The 16916-nt window shown below is 63.0% G+C and carries 13 protein-coding genes and 1 pseudogene; 9 read left to right on the plus strand and 5 right to left on the minus strand.

What is annotated here, in order from left to right; all coding sequences use genetic code 11:
- Nucleotide 1 precedes the first annotated feature (1 nt).
- From xdhB to ybaK, 5 genes are all read left to right on the plus strand, one after another.
- Entirely contained in the window at nucleotides 2–2332 is a 2331-nt protein-coding gene (gene xdhB, locus ACD578_RS03360; protein ID WP_404290860.1) for a xanthine dehydrogenase molybdopterin binding subunit, read from the plus strand.
- Nucleotides 2329–3294, plus strand: a complete 966-nt coding sequence (xdhC, locus tag ACD578_RS03365) for a xanthine dehydrogenase accessory protein XdhC (RefSeq protein ID WP_404290862.1) — start codon at nucleotides 2329–2331, stop codon at nucleotides 3292–3294. The genes xdhB and xdhC overlap by 4 nt, the downstream gene beginning before the upstream one ends.
- Nucleotides 3295–3300: 6 nt before the next feature.
- Nucleotides 3301–3786, plus strand: coding sequence for a nucleoside deaminase (locus tag ACD578_RS03370; RefSeq protein WP_244627228.1), 486 nt, complete (start codon nucleotides 3301–3303; stop codon nucleotides 3784–3786).
- A 71-nt stretch (nucleotides 3787–3857) separates the two neighbouring features.
- Nucleotides 3858–4523, plus strand: a complete 666-nt coding sequence (locus tag ACD578_RS03375; RefSeq protein ID WP_404290865.1) for an urease accessory protein UreE — start codon at nucleotides 3858–3860, stop codon at nucleotides 4521–4523.
- Between the two features lie 30 nt (nucleotides 4524–4553).
- The gene (ybaK, locus tag ACD578_RS03380; RefSeq protein WP_404290867.1) at nucleotides 4554–5024 is read left to right on the plus strand and encodes a Cys-tRNA(Pro) deacylase; all 471 of its coding nucleotides are present in this window, start codon (nucleotides 4554–4556) and stop codon (nucleotides 5022–5024) included.
- Nucleotides 5025–5195: 171 nt separating this feature from the next.
- Here ybaK and ACD578_RS03385 read toward each other — a convergent pair whose 3' ends face one another.
- The gene (locus ACD578_RS03385; RefSeq protein ID WP_404290869.1) at nucleotides 5196–6356 is read right to left on the minus strand and encodes a M20 aminoacylase family protein; all 1161 of its coding nucleotides are present in this window, start codon (nucleotides 6354–6356) and stop codon (nucleotides 5196–5198) included.
- Between the two features lie 10 nt (nucleotides 6357–6366).
- Nucleotides 6367–7566 carry a diaminopropionate ammonia-lyase gene (locus ACD578_RS03390; RefSeq protein WP_404290871.1) on the minus strand — a complete coding sequence of 400 codons (1200 nt, stop codon included), beginning with the start codon at nucleotides 7564–7566 and terminating at the stop codon, nucleotides 6367–6369.
- Between the two features lie 108 nt (nucleotides 7567–7674).
- Between ACD578_RS03390 and ACD578_RS03395 the strand changes: the two genes are divergently transcribed.
- The 4 genes and pseudogenes from ACD578_RS03395 to ACD578_RS03410 all read left to right on the plus strand — a co-directional run bounded on the left by ACD578_RS03395 (nucleotide 7675) and on the right by ACD578_RS03410 (nucleotide 13416).
- Nucleotides 7675–8160, plus strand: a complete 486-nt coding sequence (locus tag ACD578_RS03395; protein ID WP_404290873.1) for an Lrp/AsnC family transcriptional regulator — start codon at nucleotides 7675–7677, stop codon at nucleotides 8158–8160.
- Between the two features lie 251 nt (nucleotides 8161–8411).
- Nucleotides 8412–8840: an Lrp/AsnC family transcriptional regulator gene (locus ACD578_RS03400; protein ID WP_404290875.1), complete on the plus strand. Its 429-nt coding sequence runs from the start codon at nucleotides 8412–8414 to the stop codon at nucleotides 8838–8840.
- 117 nt (nucleotides 8841–8957) lie between these two features.
- A complete protein-coding gene (locus ACD578_RS03405) occupies nucleotides 8958–11990 on the plus strand; it encodes an aminotransferase class III-fold pyridoxal phosphate-dependent enzyme (protein WP_404290877.1) in 3033 nt (1010 codons plus the stop codon).
- A 176-nt stretch (nucleotides 11991–12166) separates the two neighbouring features.
- Nucleotides 12167–13416: pseudogene (locus ACD578_RS03410) on the plus strand (NAD(P)/FAD-dependent oxidoreductase).
- 117 nt (nucleotides 13417–13533) lie between these two features.
- On the opposite strand, the gene ACD578_RS03415 reads toward ACD578_RS03410, so the two are convergent.
- The 3 genes from ACD578_RS03415 to ACD578_RS03425 all read right to left on the minus strand — a co-directional run bounded on the left by ACD578_RS03415 (nucleotide 13534) and on the right by ACD578_RS03425 (nucleotide 16908).
- Nucleotides 13534–14646 carry an amino acid ABC transporter permease gene (locus tag ACD578_RS03415; protein ID WP_404290879.1) on the minus strand — a complete coding sequence of 371 codons (1113 nt, stop codon included), beginning with the start codon at nucleotides 14644–14646 and terminating at the stop codon, nucleotides 13534–13536.
- A 3-nt stretch (nucleotides 14647–14649) separates the two neighbouring features.
- On the minus strand, nucleotides 14650–15822 hold the full coding sequence (locus ACD578_RS03420; RefSeq protein ID WP_404290881.1) for an amino acid ABC transporter permease: 1173 nt from the start codon (nucleotides 15820–15822) through the stop codon (nucleotides 14650–14652).
- Between the two features lie 66 nt (nucleotides 15823–15888).
- On the minus strand, nucleotides 15889–16908 hold the full coding sequence (locus ACD578_RS03425) for an amino acid ABC transporter substrate-binding protein (RefSeq protein ID WP_404293681.1): 1020 nt from the start codon (nucleotides 16906–16908) through the stop codon (nucleotides 15889–15891).
- Between the last annotated feature and the right edge of the window lie 8 nt (nucleotides 16909–16916).

The following is a 16916-nucleotide window of genomic DNA, read 5'->3' on the forward strand; positions in this document are numbered from 1 at the left end:
CATGAACGCACCCGCCAAACCGACCATGGATGCGGAAGCCCTCCGTCATGTCCGCCAGCCCCTGCCGCACGATTCCGGCGTCAAACACGTTCAGGGTTCCGCGCAATATATCGACGATATCCGCGAGCCCGAGGGCACGTTGCACATCGCCATCGGTCAGTCGCCGAAGGCGCGCGGGCGACTGCTCTCCCTCGACGTATCGACCGTACGCGCCGTACCGGGCGTCGTGGCGGTTCTCACCACGGCCGACATTCCCGGCAAGAACGACGTGTCGCCCGCCTTCGGCGACGATCCGCTCTTCGTCGACACCGACGTCAGCTTTCTGGGCCAGGCCCTGTTCGCCGTCGTCGCGACGGACCGCGACGTAGCGCGCCGCGCCGTCAAGAAGGCCGTGGTGGAGATCGAAGCCGAGGTGCCCAGCATCACGGTCGAGGATGCACTGGAACGCGGCGAGACCGTGCTGCCGGACTATTCTTATGGGCGCGGCGATCCGCATGCGGCGATCGCGCAGTCGCCGAAGAAATTGCAAGGCCAGTTCCGCGTCGGCGGGCAGGAGCACTTCTATCTCGAAGGCCAGATCGCCCTGGCGATCCCGGGCGAGGATGGCGACATCCATGTCTATTCCTCGACGCAGCACCCCACGGAGGTGCAGCATGTGGTCGCCCGCGTGCTCGATATTCCCGATGCCTACGTGACCTGCGAGACGCGGCGCATGGGCGGCGGCTTCGGCGGCAAGGAAAGCCAGGCGACGCAATGGGCCGTCACCGCGGCCCTCGCGGCGCGCGTGACGGGAAGGCCTTGCAAGCTGCGCCTCGACCGGGACGACGATTTCATCCTTACCGGCAAACGTCACGACTTCCGCTGCGACTGGGAGGTCGGGTTCGACGGCGAGGGCCGCATCCAGGGCTATGCGGTCGATCTGCTGGCCCGATGCGGCTACTCTGCAGATCTCTCCAGCGGCGTCGTCGACCGGGCCATGTTCCATGCGGACAACGCCTATTGGCTGCCGGCCGTCCACATCGCCTCGAAGCGGCTGAAGACCAACACGGTCTCGAACACCGCCTTCCGCGGCTTCGGAGGCCCGCAGGGCATGCTCGCCATCGAGCATGTGATGGACCAGATCGCCTGGGCGACGGAGCGCGATCCGCTCGATGTGCGCTACGCCAATTTCTATCGGCCGGGCGAAAACCACACGCCCTACGGCATGGAGGTCGAGGAGACGGATACGCTCCTCAACCTCGTGCGAACGCTCGAGCAGACCTCGAACTATCGCGCGCGTCGCCAGGAGATCACGGCCTTCAACGCCTCCTCGCCGATCATGAAGCGTGGGCTGGCGCTCACGCCCGTGAAATTCGGCATCAGCTTCACGCTCACCCACATGAACCAGGCGGGCGCCCTGGTGCATGTGTACCAGGACGGTTCCGTGCATCTGAACCACGGCGGCACCGAGATGGGGCAGGGGCTCTACATCAAGGTGGCGCAGGTCGTGGCCGAGGAGTTCGGCATCGCCATGGAACGGGTGCGCATCACCGCGACGACCACCGCGAAGGTGCCGAACACCTCGCCGACGGCGGCTTCCTCCGGGTCGGACCTCAACGGCATGGCGGCGCGCATTGCCGCGGGCGCGATCAAGAAGCGCATGATGGCCTATGCGGCCGAGGCCTACGGCATTCCTGAGGACCAGATCGAGTTCCGCGACGACCGGGTCTTCATCGGCAATCAGAGCCTGTCCTTCGACGAGTTGGCGAAGAAGTGCATCGCGGCCCGCGTGCAGCTCTCGGAGGCCGGACATTACAAGACGCCGAAGATCACCTGGAATCGTGAGAAGGGGACCGGGCGGCCCTTCTTCTACTTTGCCTATGGCGCGGCCTGCTCGGAGGTGATCGTCGACACGCTCACCGGCGAGAACCGCCTAGTGCGCACCGACATCCTCCACGATGTCGGACGCTCGCTCAATCCGGCCATCGACATCGGCCAGATCGAGGGCGGCTTCGTGCAGGGCATGGGCTGGCTGACGACGGAGGAACTGGTGTTCGGAAAGGAAGGGCATCTGCTCACCCACGCTCCCTCCACCTATAAGATCCCGGTCGCCTCCGACGTGCCTGTCGATTTCAATGTCGCGTTCTATCCCAACGAGAACCGCGAGGAGACGATCTATCGCTCCAAGGCCGTGGGCGAGCCGCCGATCATGCTGGCCAACAGCGTGTTCTGCGCGCTCGCCGATGCGATCCATACGCTCGACCCGTCGAAACCCGCACCGCTGAACGCACCCGCGACGCCGGAGGCGATCCTGCGCGCCTGCGAGAGCCTGCGGGGGAGGCCGATGGGGTGAGGGTCTGGAACCAGCTCACCGACTTCGTGACGCGGCACGGCAGCGCCGCCCTGATCACCGTGCATGACGTGAAAGGCTCCGCTCCACGGGAGGCCGGCGCGCATATGGTGGTTCGGCCCGATGGGGCTTTCCACGGCACTATTGGGGGAGGGCAGCTCGAATTCCGCATGCTCGACATCGCCCGTGAGATGCTGGGTGCAGGCCGCGGACCGGCGCGGATCGTCGATCAGGCGCTCGGGCCCGATCTCGGCCAATGCTGCGGCGGCCGGGTGAAGATCCTGATCGAGACCTTCGACGAACGGGATCGCGAAGACCTCGGGCCGCTCGTGGAGGCCGAAGCCGGGGGCGGGCTGTTCGAGGTCGAATGCCGGATGGAGGAAGGCCGCGTGCGGCGTGAATTCTCCTCCGCCGTGGGTGACGACCGTTGGACCGGCTGGCGTGAGACCCATGGCGAGGCCCGCACGCCCGTTCTCATCTTCGGCGCCGGCCATGTGGGCCGCGCGCTCGTCCTCTCGCTCGCGCCTCTGCCCTTTGCAGTGCGCTGGCTCGACGACCGGGACGACGCGTTCCCCGCCCATCTTCCAGCGAACGCGAAGGCGGTCCGCATGTGGGATCCGGAGGCCGAAGTCGCGGAGGCGAAGCCAGGCTCCCTCATGCTGATCATGACTCACGATCATCCCCTCGACATGGCGATCACCGCGGCGGCCCTGAAGCGGGACTTCCCCTATGTGGGCCTCATCGGCAGCGCCACGAAACGGGCGCGCTTCGAGAAGCGGTTTCGGGAGCTGGGACTTGCGGAGGAGAAAATCCGCTCGCTCGTCTGCCCGATTGGACTGCCCGGGATCGCGGACAAGGACCCGGCGGTCATCGCCGCCTCCGTGACGGTGCAGCTGCTGCAGGTTCGCGAACACGGGCGCCTTGAGCGAAATCTCTCGCCTCCCGCCGCCTCAAACGATACATAAGCCACCATGAACACCATGAAGACCGACGATCAGCGCTATCTGGCGCGTGCCATCGAGTTGTCCCGCGAGCACATGGACAAGGGAGCCGGAGGCCCGTTCGGCGCCGTGATCGCGCGCGACGGCAAGGTCCTGTCCGAGGGCTGGAACCAGGTGACCTCCGCCAACGACCCGACGGCCCATGCCGAGGTCACGGCGATCCGGCGCGCCTGCCAGGAAATTGGCGATTTTTCCCTGGAGGGCGCCACGCTCTATACGAGCTGCGAGCCGTGCCCCATGTGCCTCGCCTCGGCCTATTGGGCGCGGGTGAGCCGGATCGTCTTTGCCAACACCCGGCAGGATGCCGCCGATATCGGCTTCGACGACAGCCTGATCTATGACGAGATCCCCAAGCCCATAGCCGAGCGCATCCTCCCCATGGATCATCTGCCAAGCCTGGAGGCCCGAGCCGTCTTCGACGCCTGGGCGGACAAGGACGACAAGATCAGCTATTAATTCGGAGCCGGTCTGGGTTCCGCCGGACGTCTTCCTATCTAAGCCTCACCCGACATTCATCGAGACAGCCCATGCCCCGCGTCACCACCATCGTCCGCAAGCCCGCCGTGAAGGCGGACCGTGTCGTCGCCACGATCACCCTCGACCACGAGGCCCGCAGCTGCCGTCAGGGGACGCTGAGGGCCGAGGGCGGGACCGACGTCCTGCTCGATCTCGATATGGAAACCACCATCAACGACGGCGATGCCCTGCGGCTCGAGGACGGCCAGCTCATCCAGGTCAAGGCTGCGGCCGAGCCTCTGCTGGAGGTGAGGGCCGAGAATCCCTTACGCCTCACGCGCCTCGCCTGGCATCTCGGCAGCAGCCATGGCTTGGTCGAAGTCACGGCAGACGCCCTCTACGTCGAGAACAACCCGGCTGTCGCCGAACTCGTGCGCGGGCAGGGCTGTACGGCAACTCCCGTCGAGCGGCCCTTCAAGCCGGAGCGCAGCGCCCATGTCTGCGACCACGATCATGAGCATCACCATCATCATCACGGTCACGGCCATAGCCACAGCGAGAGCCATAGCCACAGCCAAGCTCATTCTCACAGCCATGAGCATCATGACCATGGGCACGATCATGCGCACGACCACAAGCTTGGTCACGACCATCATCACCACGACCATGAGCATCATCACGAACACGGTTCCGGCTGCGGCTGTGGTCACCACCACGGGCACAAGCACGATCACTGATCGGGCCTAAGTCCTCGACTTTTCACGACCATGTCCAAGACCACCCGCGCGACCCAGGCGCTGCAGCAGGCCGGAATCTCCTTCTCCGTTCATGCTTACGAGTACGACCCGAATGCAGAGCGTATCGGCCTGCAGGCGGCCGAGGCCATGGGGGCCGATCCGTCGAGCGTACTCAAGACCCTGATGGTGCTGGTGGACAACAAGCCGGCCTGCGTGATCCTGCCCTCGGATCAGGAAGTGAACCTGAAGAAGCTGGCATCAGTTCTGGGCGGCAAGGCCGCTCAGATGATGAAGCCCACGGACGCCGAGCGCGTCACCGGCTACCACGTCGGCGGCATCAGCCCCTTCGGCCAGAAGAAGCGCGTTCCGACCGTGCTGGAGCAATCGGCCTTCGAGCACACGCAAGTGTTCATGAATGGCGGCCAGAGAGGCCTGCAGGTGAAACTCGACCCTCGCGCGGCGGTGGCAGTGCTGGACGCGAAGGTGGCTGGGGTGATCTGAACCGTGGCGCTTCGTGGTACCGGCGCAAGTCCTGAGATCGGGGCCGCCGTGCCGGCGCAGTCAAGTCTACAATGAATCGGTGAGCGGACCGTTGTACGGCCGTGTTTAAGGAGCGCCTGTGACACAGAGCGATCCTCTAAGCGGTGGATCCGACATGCTCGGTCTATGCGGTCAGACCGATGGCAAGCGCTGTCGGACAATGGCGGCGTGAAAGCGTGCGCCGTAGAGAAGCCCTTCATCGTTGAAGTCATAGGACGGGTTGTGGAGGGGCGCGGAATCCTTACCGTTGCCGACAAATACGAAACAGCCGGGCACGTGCTCCAGGAAGCGGGCAAAGTCCTCCGAGCCTGTCATCGGTTCGCGGGCGGTCGAGACGTGGTCTGCCTCAAACACGGCCCGGGCAGCTGCGAATGCCTCGTCCACCAGGGTGGCATCATTCAGGAGCGGCACGAACTCGCGCGTGTAGGTCACCTCGGCGGTGACATTGTACGTTAGAGCCGTGCCCTCGGTGATGATGCGCATCTGCCTCTCGATCTCGGCACTGATCTCGGGCTGGAAGCTGCGGGCGTCGCCGAGGATGCGGGCAAGCCCCGGCAGTGCGTTGCGCGTCCCGTCGGTGATCAGCTCCGTCACCGACACGACGCCGATGTCGGTCGGGCTCAGGCGACGGGACACGATGGTCTGGAGGTTCATCACGGTCGCACAGGCGGCGACAAGCACCTCATTACCCCAGTGCGGGCGAGCGGCATGCCCACCAACGCCTTTCAGAACGATCTCAAAATTGTCCTCCGCCGACATGATCGGCCCCACGCGGGTCTGGAAGTGGCCGACCGGCAGGCCCGGCATGTTGTGCAAGCCGTAGATCTCCTCGAACGGGAATCGCTCCATCAGCCCATCGCCCAGCATGGCGAGTGCGCCCTTGCCCCATTCCTCGGCAGGCTGGAAGACAAAGCGTACGGTGCCGTCGAATCCGCCTTCGTCGGCGAGCAGTTTGGCAGCCCCGAGCAGCATGGCGGTGTGGCCGTCATGGCCGCAGGCGTGCATCGTGCCGGGGTTCTGCGAGCGGTAGTCCTGCATTCCCTGTTCGGTGATGCGCAGGGCGTCCATGTCGGCCCGGAGCGCGACGGCCCGGTTGCTGCTGCCGCGTGTGAGCGTGCCGACGACGCCAGTGCCGCCCACGCCCTCGACCACCTCGTCGAGGCCGAACTCCCGCAGCTTGGCGACGACGAAGGCGCTCGTGCGCTTCTCCTCGAAGCCGAACTCCGGATGGGCATGTAGGTCACGCCGCCAAGCGGTCATTTCCCGATTCAACGCGTCCAGGTCCAGGGGCATCGACGTCTCCTTATTGGGCTGAGAGGCGGTTGACGGCGTGGGGGCGCATTCCGACCAACTCGGCATAGCGCTCCGGATCCGTAGCGCCTTCGGTGTTGATGACGAAGACGCGTGACGCCTCGTTGAGGTTAAGTGCCGTTCGGATCTCCGGATCCGCCGCGGCGCGAATGAGGCCGGCGAGGCCGGCGCCGCCGCTCTCGCCCGCCACGATGGCCGGGTCGTTCCCGGCGGGGCGGGCCAGGCGGTTCATCACCGCAACCGCATCCTCCTCGTCGACGGTCATGAAAGCATCGGCAACGCGCGACAGCACCCGCCAGGCAACCAGAGACGGCTCGTAGCATTCCAGCATTGCCATGACCGTCGGCTCGCCATGCGTGATCTTGACCGGGTGGCCCGCTCGTGCAGTCTCGAAGAGACAGGCGGCGCGGGCCGGATCGACCACAACGAAGGTCGGCCGCTGGTCTCCAAGGGCGAGAGCAAGATGCCCCGCGACGGCAGCCGCGACGCCGCCGACGCCGGCCTGCACGAACACATGGGTCGGCGGCTCGGGAAGCTGGCGCAGGGTTTCGCGCACCATCGCGGTGTAGCCCTGCATCACCAGCCCGGGGATGCGCTCGTAGCCTGGCCAGGAGGTATCGGAGACCACAATCCAGCCCTTCTCGGCGGAGACATGGGCCGCCTCAGCCACCGAGTCATCATAGGTGCCTTTGACGCGGATCATGTCCGCCCCGAACCGGGCGATGGCCGCCACGCGCTCCTCGCTGACGCCGGAGTGAACGAAGATGGCGGCCTTGGCACCGACAAGTTGCGCGCCTTGGGCCACCGAGCGACCATGATTGCCGTCGGTGGCACAGGCCATCGTCATGCCAGCGGCGATGGAACGAACCTCGGGCGCGTGCAGTTCGGCGATGTCGATCTGCCTTCCGAGCCGGCGGCTGGCTTCCTCCAGCACGAGCCGGATGACCGCGTAGGAGCCACCCAGGGCCTTGAAGCTGCCGAGGCCCAGCCGGAAGCCCTCATCCTTGACGTGGATCGTTCCGACCCCGAGTTCGGCGGCCAGAGCCGGTAGGGTGTGGAGAGGCGTCGGCGCATGATTGTCACGGTAGGTGAGGTAGCGCTCGACCTCCTCGGCGGCCGTCATGCCCAACATCGCAGCAACGACCGGGTCGAGGGGCTTGCGGTAGTCGGAGTGCTGGTTGGAAACAAACATCGCCGTCCTTTTGGCTAGAGCGGCGAGAAGATATTGCACTTCGCACGATAAAGGCGCTCTATTTCGGCCCGCCGAATGCAAGTTCTTTTCGTGTAAGTGGAGTCCGCGGTGTCCAGGTCTTCGTCCTCGATCACCCTTGATGCCTTCGACCTGGCGATCCTGAACATCCTCCAGCGGGACAACTCCACCCCGCAGCGGGTGATCGGCGAGGCCGTCAGTCTGTCGGCCCCGGCCGTACAACGCCGCATTCGGCGGATGGAGGAAGCAGGCGTCATCCAGGCCAATGTCGCGGTCATCGATCCGGCTCAGGTCGGGCAAGCCATCACGATCTTCGTCGAGGTCGAGGTGATCAGCGAGACGGCGGAGTTGATTGATGCCGCCAAGCGGGAGTTCACCTCGGTTCCCGAGGTGCAGCAGTGCTACTACGTCACTGGAGAGGCCGATTTCGTTCTGGTGGTCGTGGTGTCGACGATGACGGCCTATGAGGCGCTCACGCGTCGCCTGTTCTTCGGGAATAACAACGTGAAGAGGTTCCGCACCTTCGTCGCCATGGACCGCGTCAAAGTCGGATTGGCGGTTCCTCTGCCGGGATGATCGAACTACCTAGCCACTGCCCCAATCCGACTGTTGGTGAATAACGCTCCGTCATCGGGCAGACTTTGGCGCGATTTTTCGCGTTCGGGCGGCAAGGCGACCTTCACAAACATCGAGGCTTACCCAGCCGTTGTGAGCGTATTTCATGGGTTCCCGGCGCTCGTGATACGGTATAGGCAATTGGCTGCCGAACCTTAACTCTTTAGGCGGGCCAACATTTTTGCCTGTAACCGTTCTAGGCATGTCACCGCATGGACGAAAAGAACCACCAGATATTGCGTCTTCTCCAGCAGAACGCCCGGCTTCCCCTCAAAACCCTGGCCGGCAAGGTCGGGCTGGCGCGCAGCTCCGTTCGCGAGCGGATTGCCCGCATGGAGGCAGAGGGCATCATTCTTGGCTATAAGGCGGACGTGCAGCCAGACCATTGGGGCGGGCAGGCCGTCCGGGCACTGCTGATGATCCGGCTTGGGCGAACGCCGGCGCGCGAGACCGTTTCCCGCATCACAGCCCTTCCGGCTGTCCGCCGGTGCTTGTCGGTCAGTGGCGACCTGGATCTGGTGGTCGAGATCGAGTCAGGTGCCATGTCGGGACTCAATGTCGCCCGAGACGAGATCGCCCTCATGCCGGATGTCGCGGATGTTACGACGGCGATTGTCCTCAAGGACGAGAAGCCTGCCTGAGTGGTGCAGATCCATGGTCGAGCCGCCAATATGGCGGCCGGACCGCCATATTGACTGGTGCAGTCGCCACTCCGTCAATGTCAGATTTCGGGAAAGCCACAAACTCGGAATGCTGTCGTGACCATCGTCAACAACCCTCGTCCTGCCTTTTCGAGTGCCGAAGCGCGCGAGCTTCTGCGGGCGCATTTCGGCATCGAGGGTGAGCTGACCTCTCTGCCGAGCGAGCGCGACCAGAACTTCCGTGTCGAGACGGCAGACGGGCGGGGTTTTACGTTCAAGATCATGAACGCGGCAGAGCCGCTCTCCGCCATTGAGTTTCAGACTGCTCTCCTGCGTCACCTGGAAGGTTGCGATCCGGACTTGGCCGTGCCGCGAATTGTGCACACGACCGGCGGTCAGGATTATGCTCTTATCGATGGCGCGGACGGACGATACGCCGTGCGTCTTGTCACCTATCTCGCGGGGTGCCCGCTCGCCGAGCAAACGAAAACACCGGAGATCCTCCACGGCACCGGGCGCCTGCTCGGGCGCCTCGATCGAGCGCTTGCCAGCTTCGGCCACCCGGGAGCGCACCGTTCCTTCGATTGGGAGATCCGGACGGCGCCCTTATCACGGGCGCGCCTGCATGCGGTCGCCGATCCCGAGCAGCGCCGCCTCGTCGAGAGCGCTCTCGACATTTACGATAGCCGTGTCGCGCCGCTTCTGAAGCACCTGCGCTGTGGGGTGATTCACAACGATGCCAACGATTGGAATGTCCTCGTTGCCGACGGTCGCGTGAACGGCCTGATCGATTTCGGTGATGCGGTGCATTCGCCGATCGTTGCCGAACTCGCCGTGGCCTGTACCTATGCCATGCTGGACGAGGCCAGCCCCATCGAGACGGCTGCCCGGATCGTCGCCGGTTATCATGCCGAGTATCCTCTGCAGGATGCGGAATTCACCGTGATCCTGCATTTGATCATGGCCCGCCTTGCCATCAGCGTCACCATGTCGGCCGCCCGTCGGCTGGGTGCAGCCCAGGATCCGTATCTCTTCGTGAGTGAAAAGCCCGCTTGGGATCTTCTACGAAAACTCTCCGTCATCGACCATCGCATTGCGACTGGCATTCTGCGGCAGGCGTGCGGGCTCGAAGCCGCCCCGGGAGCCCGCCGCATCCGGGAGTGGCTCTCCGCCAATCGCCGGAATCTTGCACCTCTCATGAGACCGCACCCGGCGCGCCAGGCAAAGCATGTTCTGAATCTCGGCAGCCTTGACGAGCCCTTGGCTGCTGCAAGCGCGGCCCAGGACAATGACGGTGCCGAGCGCGCCTATGCCGAGCTCGTGCGCGAGCACGGGTTCACCCTCGGTCTCGGACCCTGGGGGGAGCGGCGCATCATCTATACGGCACCCTTCTTCGAGTCAGTGCTGGCGGAAGGCAAGCGTCGCAACGTGCATCTTGGGCTCGATATTTTTGCGCCGGCGGGAACCGAGATGTTCACGCCCCTGGCCGCAACGGTCGTTGCAACCACGATCAACCCAGATCCACAAGACTATGGCGGGCTCATCCTGCTTGAGCATGAGCCGGAGCCTGGCCTGCGCTTCTGGACGCTCTGGGGGCATCTCGACCATGCCTCGGCCCGTGAGCGCCGTATCGGCGAGCGCCTAGAAGCGGGCGCCCTTGTGGCCCGGCTTGGGGATTATGCGGAAAACGGCGGTTGGGTGCCCCATATCCACCTGCAGCTGATCACGGTCCCTTACGAGGATCTCAGCATCATCCCCGGTGTCGGCGAAGAGGCCTTCGTCCCGGTCTGGGAGGACCTGTATCCACGCCCGTACGATTTTGCGGGCCTGATATCCGAAGCCTTCGAGCGAAGCGGCCGCACGAGGGAGGAGTTAATCGAGAAGCGGCGTGAGCGACTGGGACGCAATGTCAGCATGTCCTACCGCACACCGCTCAAGATGGTGCGAGGCGAAGGCGTCTGGCTCATCGATGATGCAGGGCGCGCTTATCTCGACTGCTACAACAATGTCGCCCATCTCGGTCATTGTCATCCTAACGTGGTGCAAGCGATTGCCCGTCAGGCTGCGCTTCTCAACACCAATACGCGTTATCTTCACGACACCATCATCGACTATACGGACCGACTGGCCCAGTCCCTTCCGAAAGAGCTCGACACGTTTTTCATCGTCTGCACGGGGAGCGAGGCCAATGACTTGGCCTTGCGTATGGCGCGGACCTTCACCGGTCGCAACGACATGCTGGTGCTCGACTGGGCCTATCATGGCCACACGCAGGCTCTGATCGATATCAGTCCCTACAAGTACAAGCGAAAGGGGGGACGCGGACGGCCTTCCTTCACCCACGAGCTCCCGATCCCGGAAGTCTATCGGGCTCCCATCGTAGGGACGCCAGAGGAGATCGGTCACTATTACGCCGAGGAGGCAGGGAGGCTTATTTCCGGCCTCCCGTCGGGCCATGCTCCAGCGGCTTTCATCGCGGAAACGATTCCGAGCGTGGCCGGCCAGGTCTTTCTTCCGCCGGGATACCTGAAGAGCGTCTATGCCAGTGTTCGCGCCGCAGGCGGCGTCGTGATCGCCGACGAAGTGCAGGTCGGTCTCGGCCGCGTCGGTGACTCCATGTGGGCATTCGAGGAGCATGGGGTCGTTCCGGATATCGTCACCATGGGCAAGCCCATCGGCAATGGCCATCCGCTTGCGGTCGTCGCGGTGCGCCGGGAGATAGCCGAGGCCTTCGCGAACGGCATGGAATACTTCAACACCTTCGGCGGAAATCCCGTGTCCTGTGCCGCCGGGCTTGCGGTTCTGGAGACACTCGAACAGGAGAACCTGCTCGCCAATGCCTCCGAGCAGGGCGCCTATTTGCTCGATGGGATGAAGCGCCTTCAGGAGAAGTATCCGGCGATCGGCGACGTACGCGGCCGAGGTCTGTTCCTCGGAATTGAGATCGTGAGGGACCGGGCAACCAAGGAGCATGCAGGCGACCCGGCCTCCAGGATCTCCAACAGGGCAAAGGAGCTCGGTGTTCTCATGGGTACGGACGGTCCCCATGACAACGTCATCAAGCTGCGCCCCCCAATGATCTTCAAGCGCGAGCACGCGGACCTGCTTATCCAGATTCTCGACCGGTCGATGGCCGATGTTCTCCAGTGATCCCGAAGGCGGCGGAGCGCTCAGGCAGCATATAGAACGGTTAGATCATCTGCTTAGGCGCCCAAGGAAGCTTTCAAGCTGCCGGCTATCTCGATAGGATTTGAGGCGATTGCAAGGATCGGGGGCTTTTCATGAACGGCTACGGAGATACCTACTACGCCCGCACGCTCACGGATATGGCGCAACATCCTTCCCTCGAGGGACTTGTGGCGGCCGATGTTGCCATCGTCGGCGGCGGGCTTGCAGGTCTCACGGCGGCTCTCGATCTGGCACGATCAGGCCGCTCTGTGGTGGTGCTGGAGGCGGAGCGGGTCGGTTGGGGAGCATCCGGCCGGAATGGAGGCTTCGTCGGCCCAGGCTATGCGACGAGCCATGCCAATATCGCCCGCATGGTTGGGGGCGAGAAGGCGAAGGCTTTGCACCGACTATCGATCGAGGGCGTGCGCATCGTCGAGGAGAACATCGACAGTCTTGCCGTGAGCGACAACAAGCGGGTCTACGGCAAGATGAGCGTGCTCCGATATCATGATCCGGAAGGCCTCGCGAGACAGTGCGAAATGATGCAGCGGGAATTCGGTTATCATCTCGATGTGATGCCGACCGACGCCGTGCGATCCGTCCTGCGCTCACCAAAGTACTACCAGGCGCTTCACGATCCTGCCTGCTTTCACTTTCACCCTCTCAATTATGCCCGCGCTCTGGCGCGAGCCATCGAGGCGAACGGGGGCGGGTCTTCGAGAAATCCCGCGTCACCGGATGCGATCTCAATGCTGCGGAGAAAACCGTCAGGACGGCACGCGGTGAGGTGAGGGCGCGTGACGTGATTCTGGCAGGGGGAGGGTACACGGACAATCTGGTGCCTCGCCTACGCCGCAGCATTTTGCCGATCGCGACTTACGTGCTTCTTACGGAAGCGGCACCGGAGAGGATCGCAGAGGCGGTGCGCACGCCGATGGCGATTAGCGACAACCGTCGTGCTGGGGACTACTACCGCCTCGTCGATGAGGGAGAACGCCTTCTCTGGGGTGGGCGGATCACGACGCGCACGACCGAGCCTCGCCGCCTCGCTGAGATGATGCAGAAGACGATGGTCTCCACCTATCCGCAACTCGAAGGCGTGCGTGTGGAGACCGCCTGGTCGGGCCTCATGGGATATGCTCGCCATCTGATGCCTCTCATCGGACAACTCCAGCCGGGAGTCTGGTACGTCTTTGGGTTTGGCGGGCGTGGCATGAACACTACGGCCATCGGAGGGCGGGTGATCGCGGAAGGGATTCTCGGCCGGAGCGATCGCTATCGCCTCTATGAACCTTTCGGCCTTGTGTGGAACGGGGGGCCTTTCGGCGTTGCCGCGGCACAACTCACCTACTGGACCTATCAAGCGATGGATCTCGCCAAAGAGCGACGTGCGGCACGTGCCGCCTGATAGAGGCTTTCGATGCCAACGGCATCCTGGGACTAACTTGAAGGGCACCTCGATCCATCGAGGTGCCCTTTGCTTTCGAGCAGTCCGAATAGCTGTGGAGACAGCGCTCTCGCTGGTCTAATCGAGTCCGAGACGCATGCGACGCTCCAGAAAGCGGCTATAGGCGCCCATTCCATAGGAAAAAACCAGGAACACGACGGCTGCGAAGACGTAGCCCTCCATGACGGCGATGCCGACCCAGTTTGGATCTGTCATCGCCGTACGAACGGTGGAGAGGAAATCCAGAAGGCCTATGATCGTGACGAGCGTCGTGTCCTGAAAGAAGCCGATGGAAATGTTCACCAGCGGCGGAATGGCGATCTTCAACGCTTGCGGCAGAACGACGAGGCGCATGGCCTGCCAGTAATGCAGGCCCATCGCGCTGGAAGCCTCGTGCTGTCCCCGCGGAATCGCCTGCAAGCCACCACGAACTGCTTCTGCAATATAGGCCGCCGCGAAAATCACGATGGCAATTTGTGCCCGCAGCAGCTTGTCGACCGTGATCCCGCTCGGCATGAAGAGCGGCAGCATGACGGATGCCATGAACAAGATGCTGATGAGAGGCACACCCCGGATCACCTCGATGAAGACGATGGCGATCACGCGAATGGCGGGGAGCTTCGAGGAGCGTGCCAGGGCCAGAATGACCCCCAGAGGAAAGCCGAAAGCGAGTCCGACAGCCGAGAGCAGGAAGGAGAGGGGCAGTCCGCTCCACTGCGTCGTCGGTACATACGAAAGGCCGAACACGCCGCCCCAAATCAGGATTGCGGCCCCGACGATCGTCATGCTCCAGAGAACGAGAAGATTTCGGTTCCAGAAGCGCGGGATCATCGTGATTCCGATAGCCCCCAAAAACAGGATCATGGCGAGGGCCACGCGCCAGTGCTCGTCATAAGGATAGACGCCGAAGATCATGAAGCGAAGCTTCGCTTCGTAATAGGGCCAGCAGGCGCCATGCCCGACCTTGCAGGCCTGGGCTCCACCCTCCGTGACGGCCCGGGTCACGAGCCAGCCGTATGCGCCCTTGGCAGCAAGCCACAGGATCCACAAGCAAGCCAGCGTAACGATGGCATTGACGGGTGTCCCGAATAGAGGCTTGAGTGTGCGATGGAGCAGGCGACGCTCCACACTTGGCTCACGCTGAGCCGGCATCTTCAACTGTGATTCGGCAATGTCGGTCGCGGTCGTCATGGCCTAGCGCTCCTTCAGCGCAACGCGGCTGTTGTACCAGTTCATGAACAGGGAGATCATGATCGACAGGCCAAGATAGACCAGCATAAAGATCGCGATTCCCTCAATCGCCTGCCCGGTCTGGTTCATGGTTGTGTTCGACACCATGACGAGATCCGGATAGCCGATGGCGATTGCAAGCGACGAATTCTTGAAGAGGCTCAAATAGCTGCTGGTGAGCGGGGGAATGATGACGCGAAGCGCCTGCGGCAGAACGACGAGGCGCATGGTCAACCCGTCCCTCAGGCCCAGTGCACGCGCCGCCTCCCACTGCCCTTTGCGCACCGACAATATTCCGCTTCTCACAATCTCCGCGATGCCGGCTGAGGCGGAGAGTGCGAGACCGACGAGGAGAGCCGTGAATTCCGGGGTGAGCTGAGAACCGCCCGTCAGTCGAAAGCGTCCTTTCTCTGGGATGCTGAGTGTAATATCGGGTTGAACGGCGAGGATTGCGAGAACGGGTGGGAGAAGAAGAACCAGTGCAACCAGAGGCCAAGTCACTCGCGCCTGACCCGTTCTGATGCGCTCGGCCGTTGCGCGGCGGTTCACGAAAATTCCGAGAATTCCTCCCAGAACCAACGCCAGAAGAATGATTGTATGGGCGCTCGTCCATATCAGGGACGGCACGGTCAGGCCGCTATTGCTCAAGAAGACATGGGGCAAAATCTCCCATGCGTCGCGCACGGCCGGCAGTCCCGTAACGATGAGGGCATACCAGAGGAAGAGGTAGAGCAGGAGGGGCACATTGCGCAACGCTTCGACATAGAGGAAGGCCAGGAAGGCGAGCAGCGGGTTGCGAGAAAGACGGGCGATGCCGACGAAAAGGCCGATGATCGTGGCGAGCGCCACGCTCCAGACCGAAACCCAAACCGTGTTGACGATGCCAACCAGGATGGCTCGGCCATAGGTATCGGTGGGCTTGTAGTCGATCAAGGACTGGCTGATGACGAAGCCGGCTTCACGGCCCAAGTAGCCGAAGCCTGTAGCGATGTTCTGCTCCGCTAGCTTCTGCGATACGTTTGAAAACAGGTAAAGGCCGACAAGGACGATGCTGCCGACGGCGAGCACCTGATAGAGGATGGCCCGAAAGCGAAGATTGTAAAGAAGACTCGTCCCGCTCGACGCATCGACGCGCATGATGATCCTTTCCGGATTCTGCCGAGGGCGAAGCGGGCGGCCGAAGGGCCGCCCGCTGAACTCAGATTACCGGAACGGCGGTGCGTAAAGCAGACCGCCCTTGGTCCAGAGTTCGTTCGGGCCGCGGGATAGACCCAGCCGGGTCTTGGGGCCAAGATTGCGATCAAAGACCTCCCCGTAGTTACCGACGGACTTGACGATGTTGTAAGCCCACTTGTTGTCGAGGCCGAGCATCTTCCCGAAGTCGCCGTTTACACCGAGCATGCGCTGGATCTCGGGGTCCTCGCTCTTGAGATACTCGTCCACATTGGCTTGCGTCACGCCCTTCTCCTCGGCGCCAATGAGGGCATAGACCGACCAGTTGAGAATATCGCGCCAATTGGGATCATTCTGGCGAATGGTCGGAGCGAGAGGCTCTTTCGAGATGGTTTCGGGCAGAACCACATACTGCGAGGGATCGTTGGCGATGGCGCGAACGGAAGCAAGGTCCGAACGATCCGTCGTGATGGCGTCGCAGCGTCCGTTAAAGAAGGCGTTCCGCCACTCGTCGGAGTTCTCGAACACGACGGACTCGTACTTGATGTTCTTGGGCCGGAAGAAGTCCTCAAGGTTCTGGAGCGTCGTGGTCCCAGGCAACAGGCAGATCGCGGCATCAGCGAGTTCGCTCGCACTCTTGACGTTGAGCTTGGCCGTCGTCATCAGGCCTTGGCCGTCGTAGAACACGACAGGTCCGAAATCGAGACCGAGAGAGGCGTCGCGCGAGAAGCTCCAGGTGTTCTGGCGAGACAGAATGTCCACTTCGCCGGACTGAACGGCCTGGAAGCGCACGTTGGTGTTGAGCGGGACGTATTCGACCTTGTCAGCGTCGGCGAAGATCGCTGCCGATACAGCCCGGCAGATATCAACATCGAAGCCGCGTCGAACGCCCTTGTCGTCGGCATAGGAGAAGCCGGGAGCGACAGGGGACACGCCGCAAAGAATCTTGCCGCGCTTCTTCACCGTATCGAGTGTCGCCTGCGCAGATGCAGGTGCCGCCGAAACAGCGGCAACGCCTGCGATGAGGCCCACCGCAAGCCAACGGGCCATAAATTTGG

It is taken from the genome of Microvirga sp. RSM25 (assembly GCF_044784385.1).
GTDB classification, from domain to species: Bacteria; Pseudomonadota; Alphaproteobacteria; order Rhizobiales; family Beijerinckiaceae; genus Microvirga; species Microvirga tunisiensis.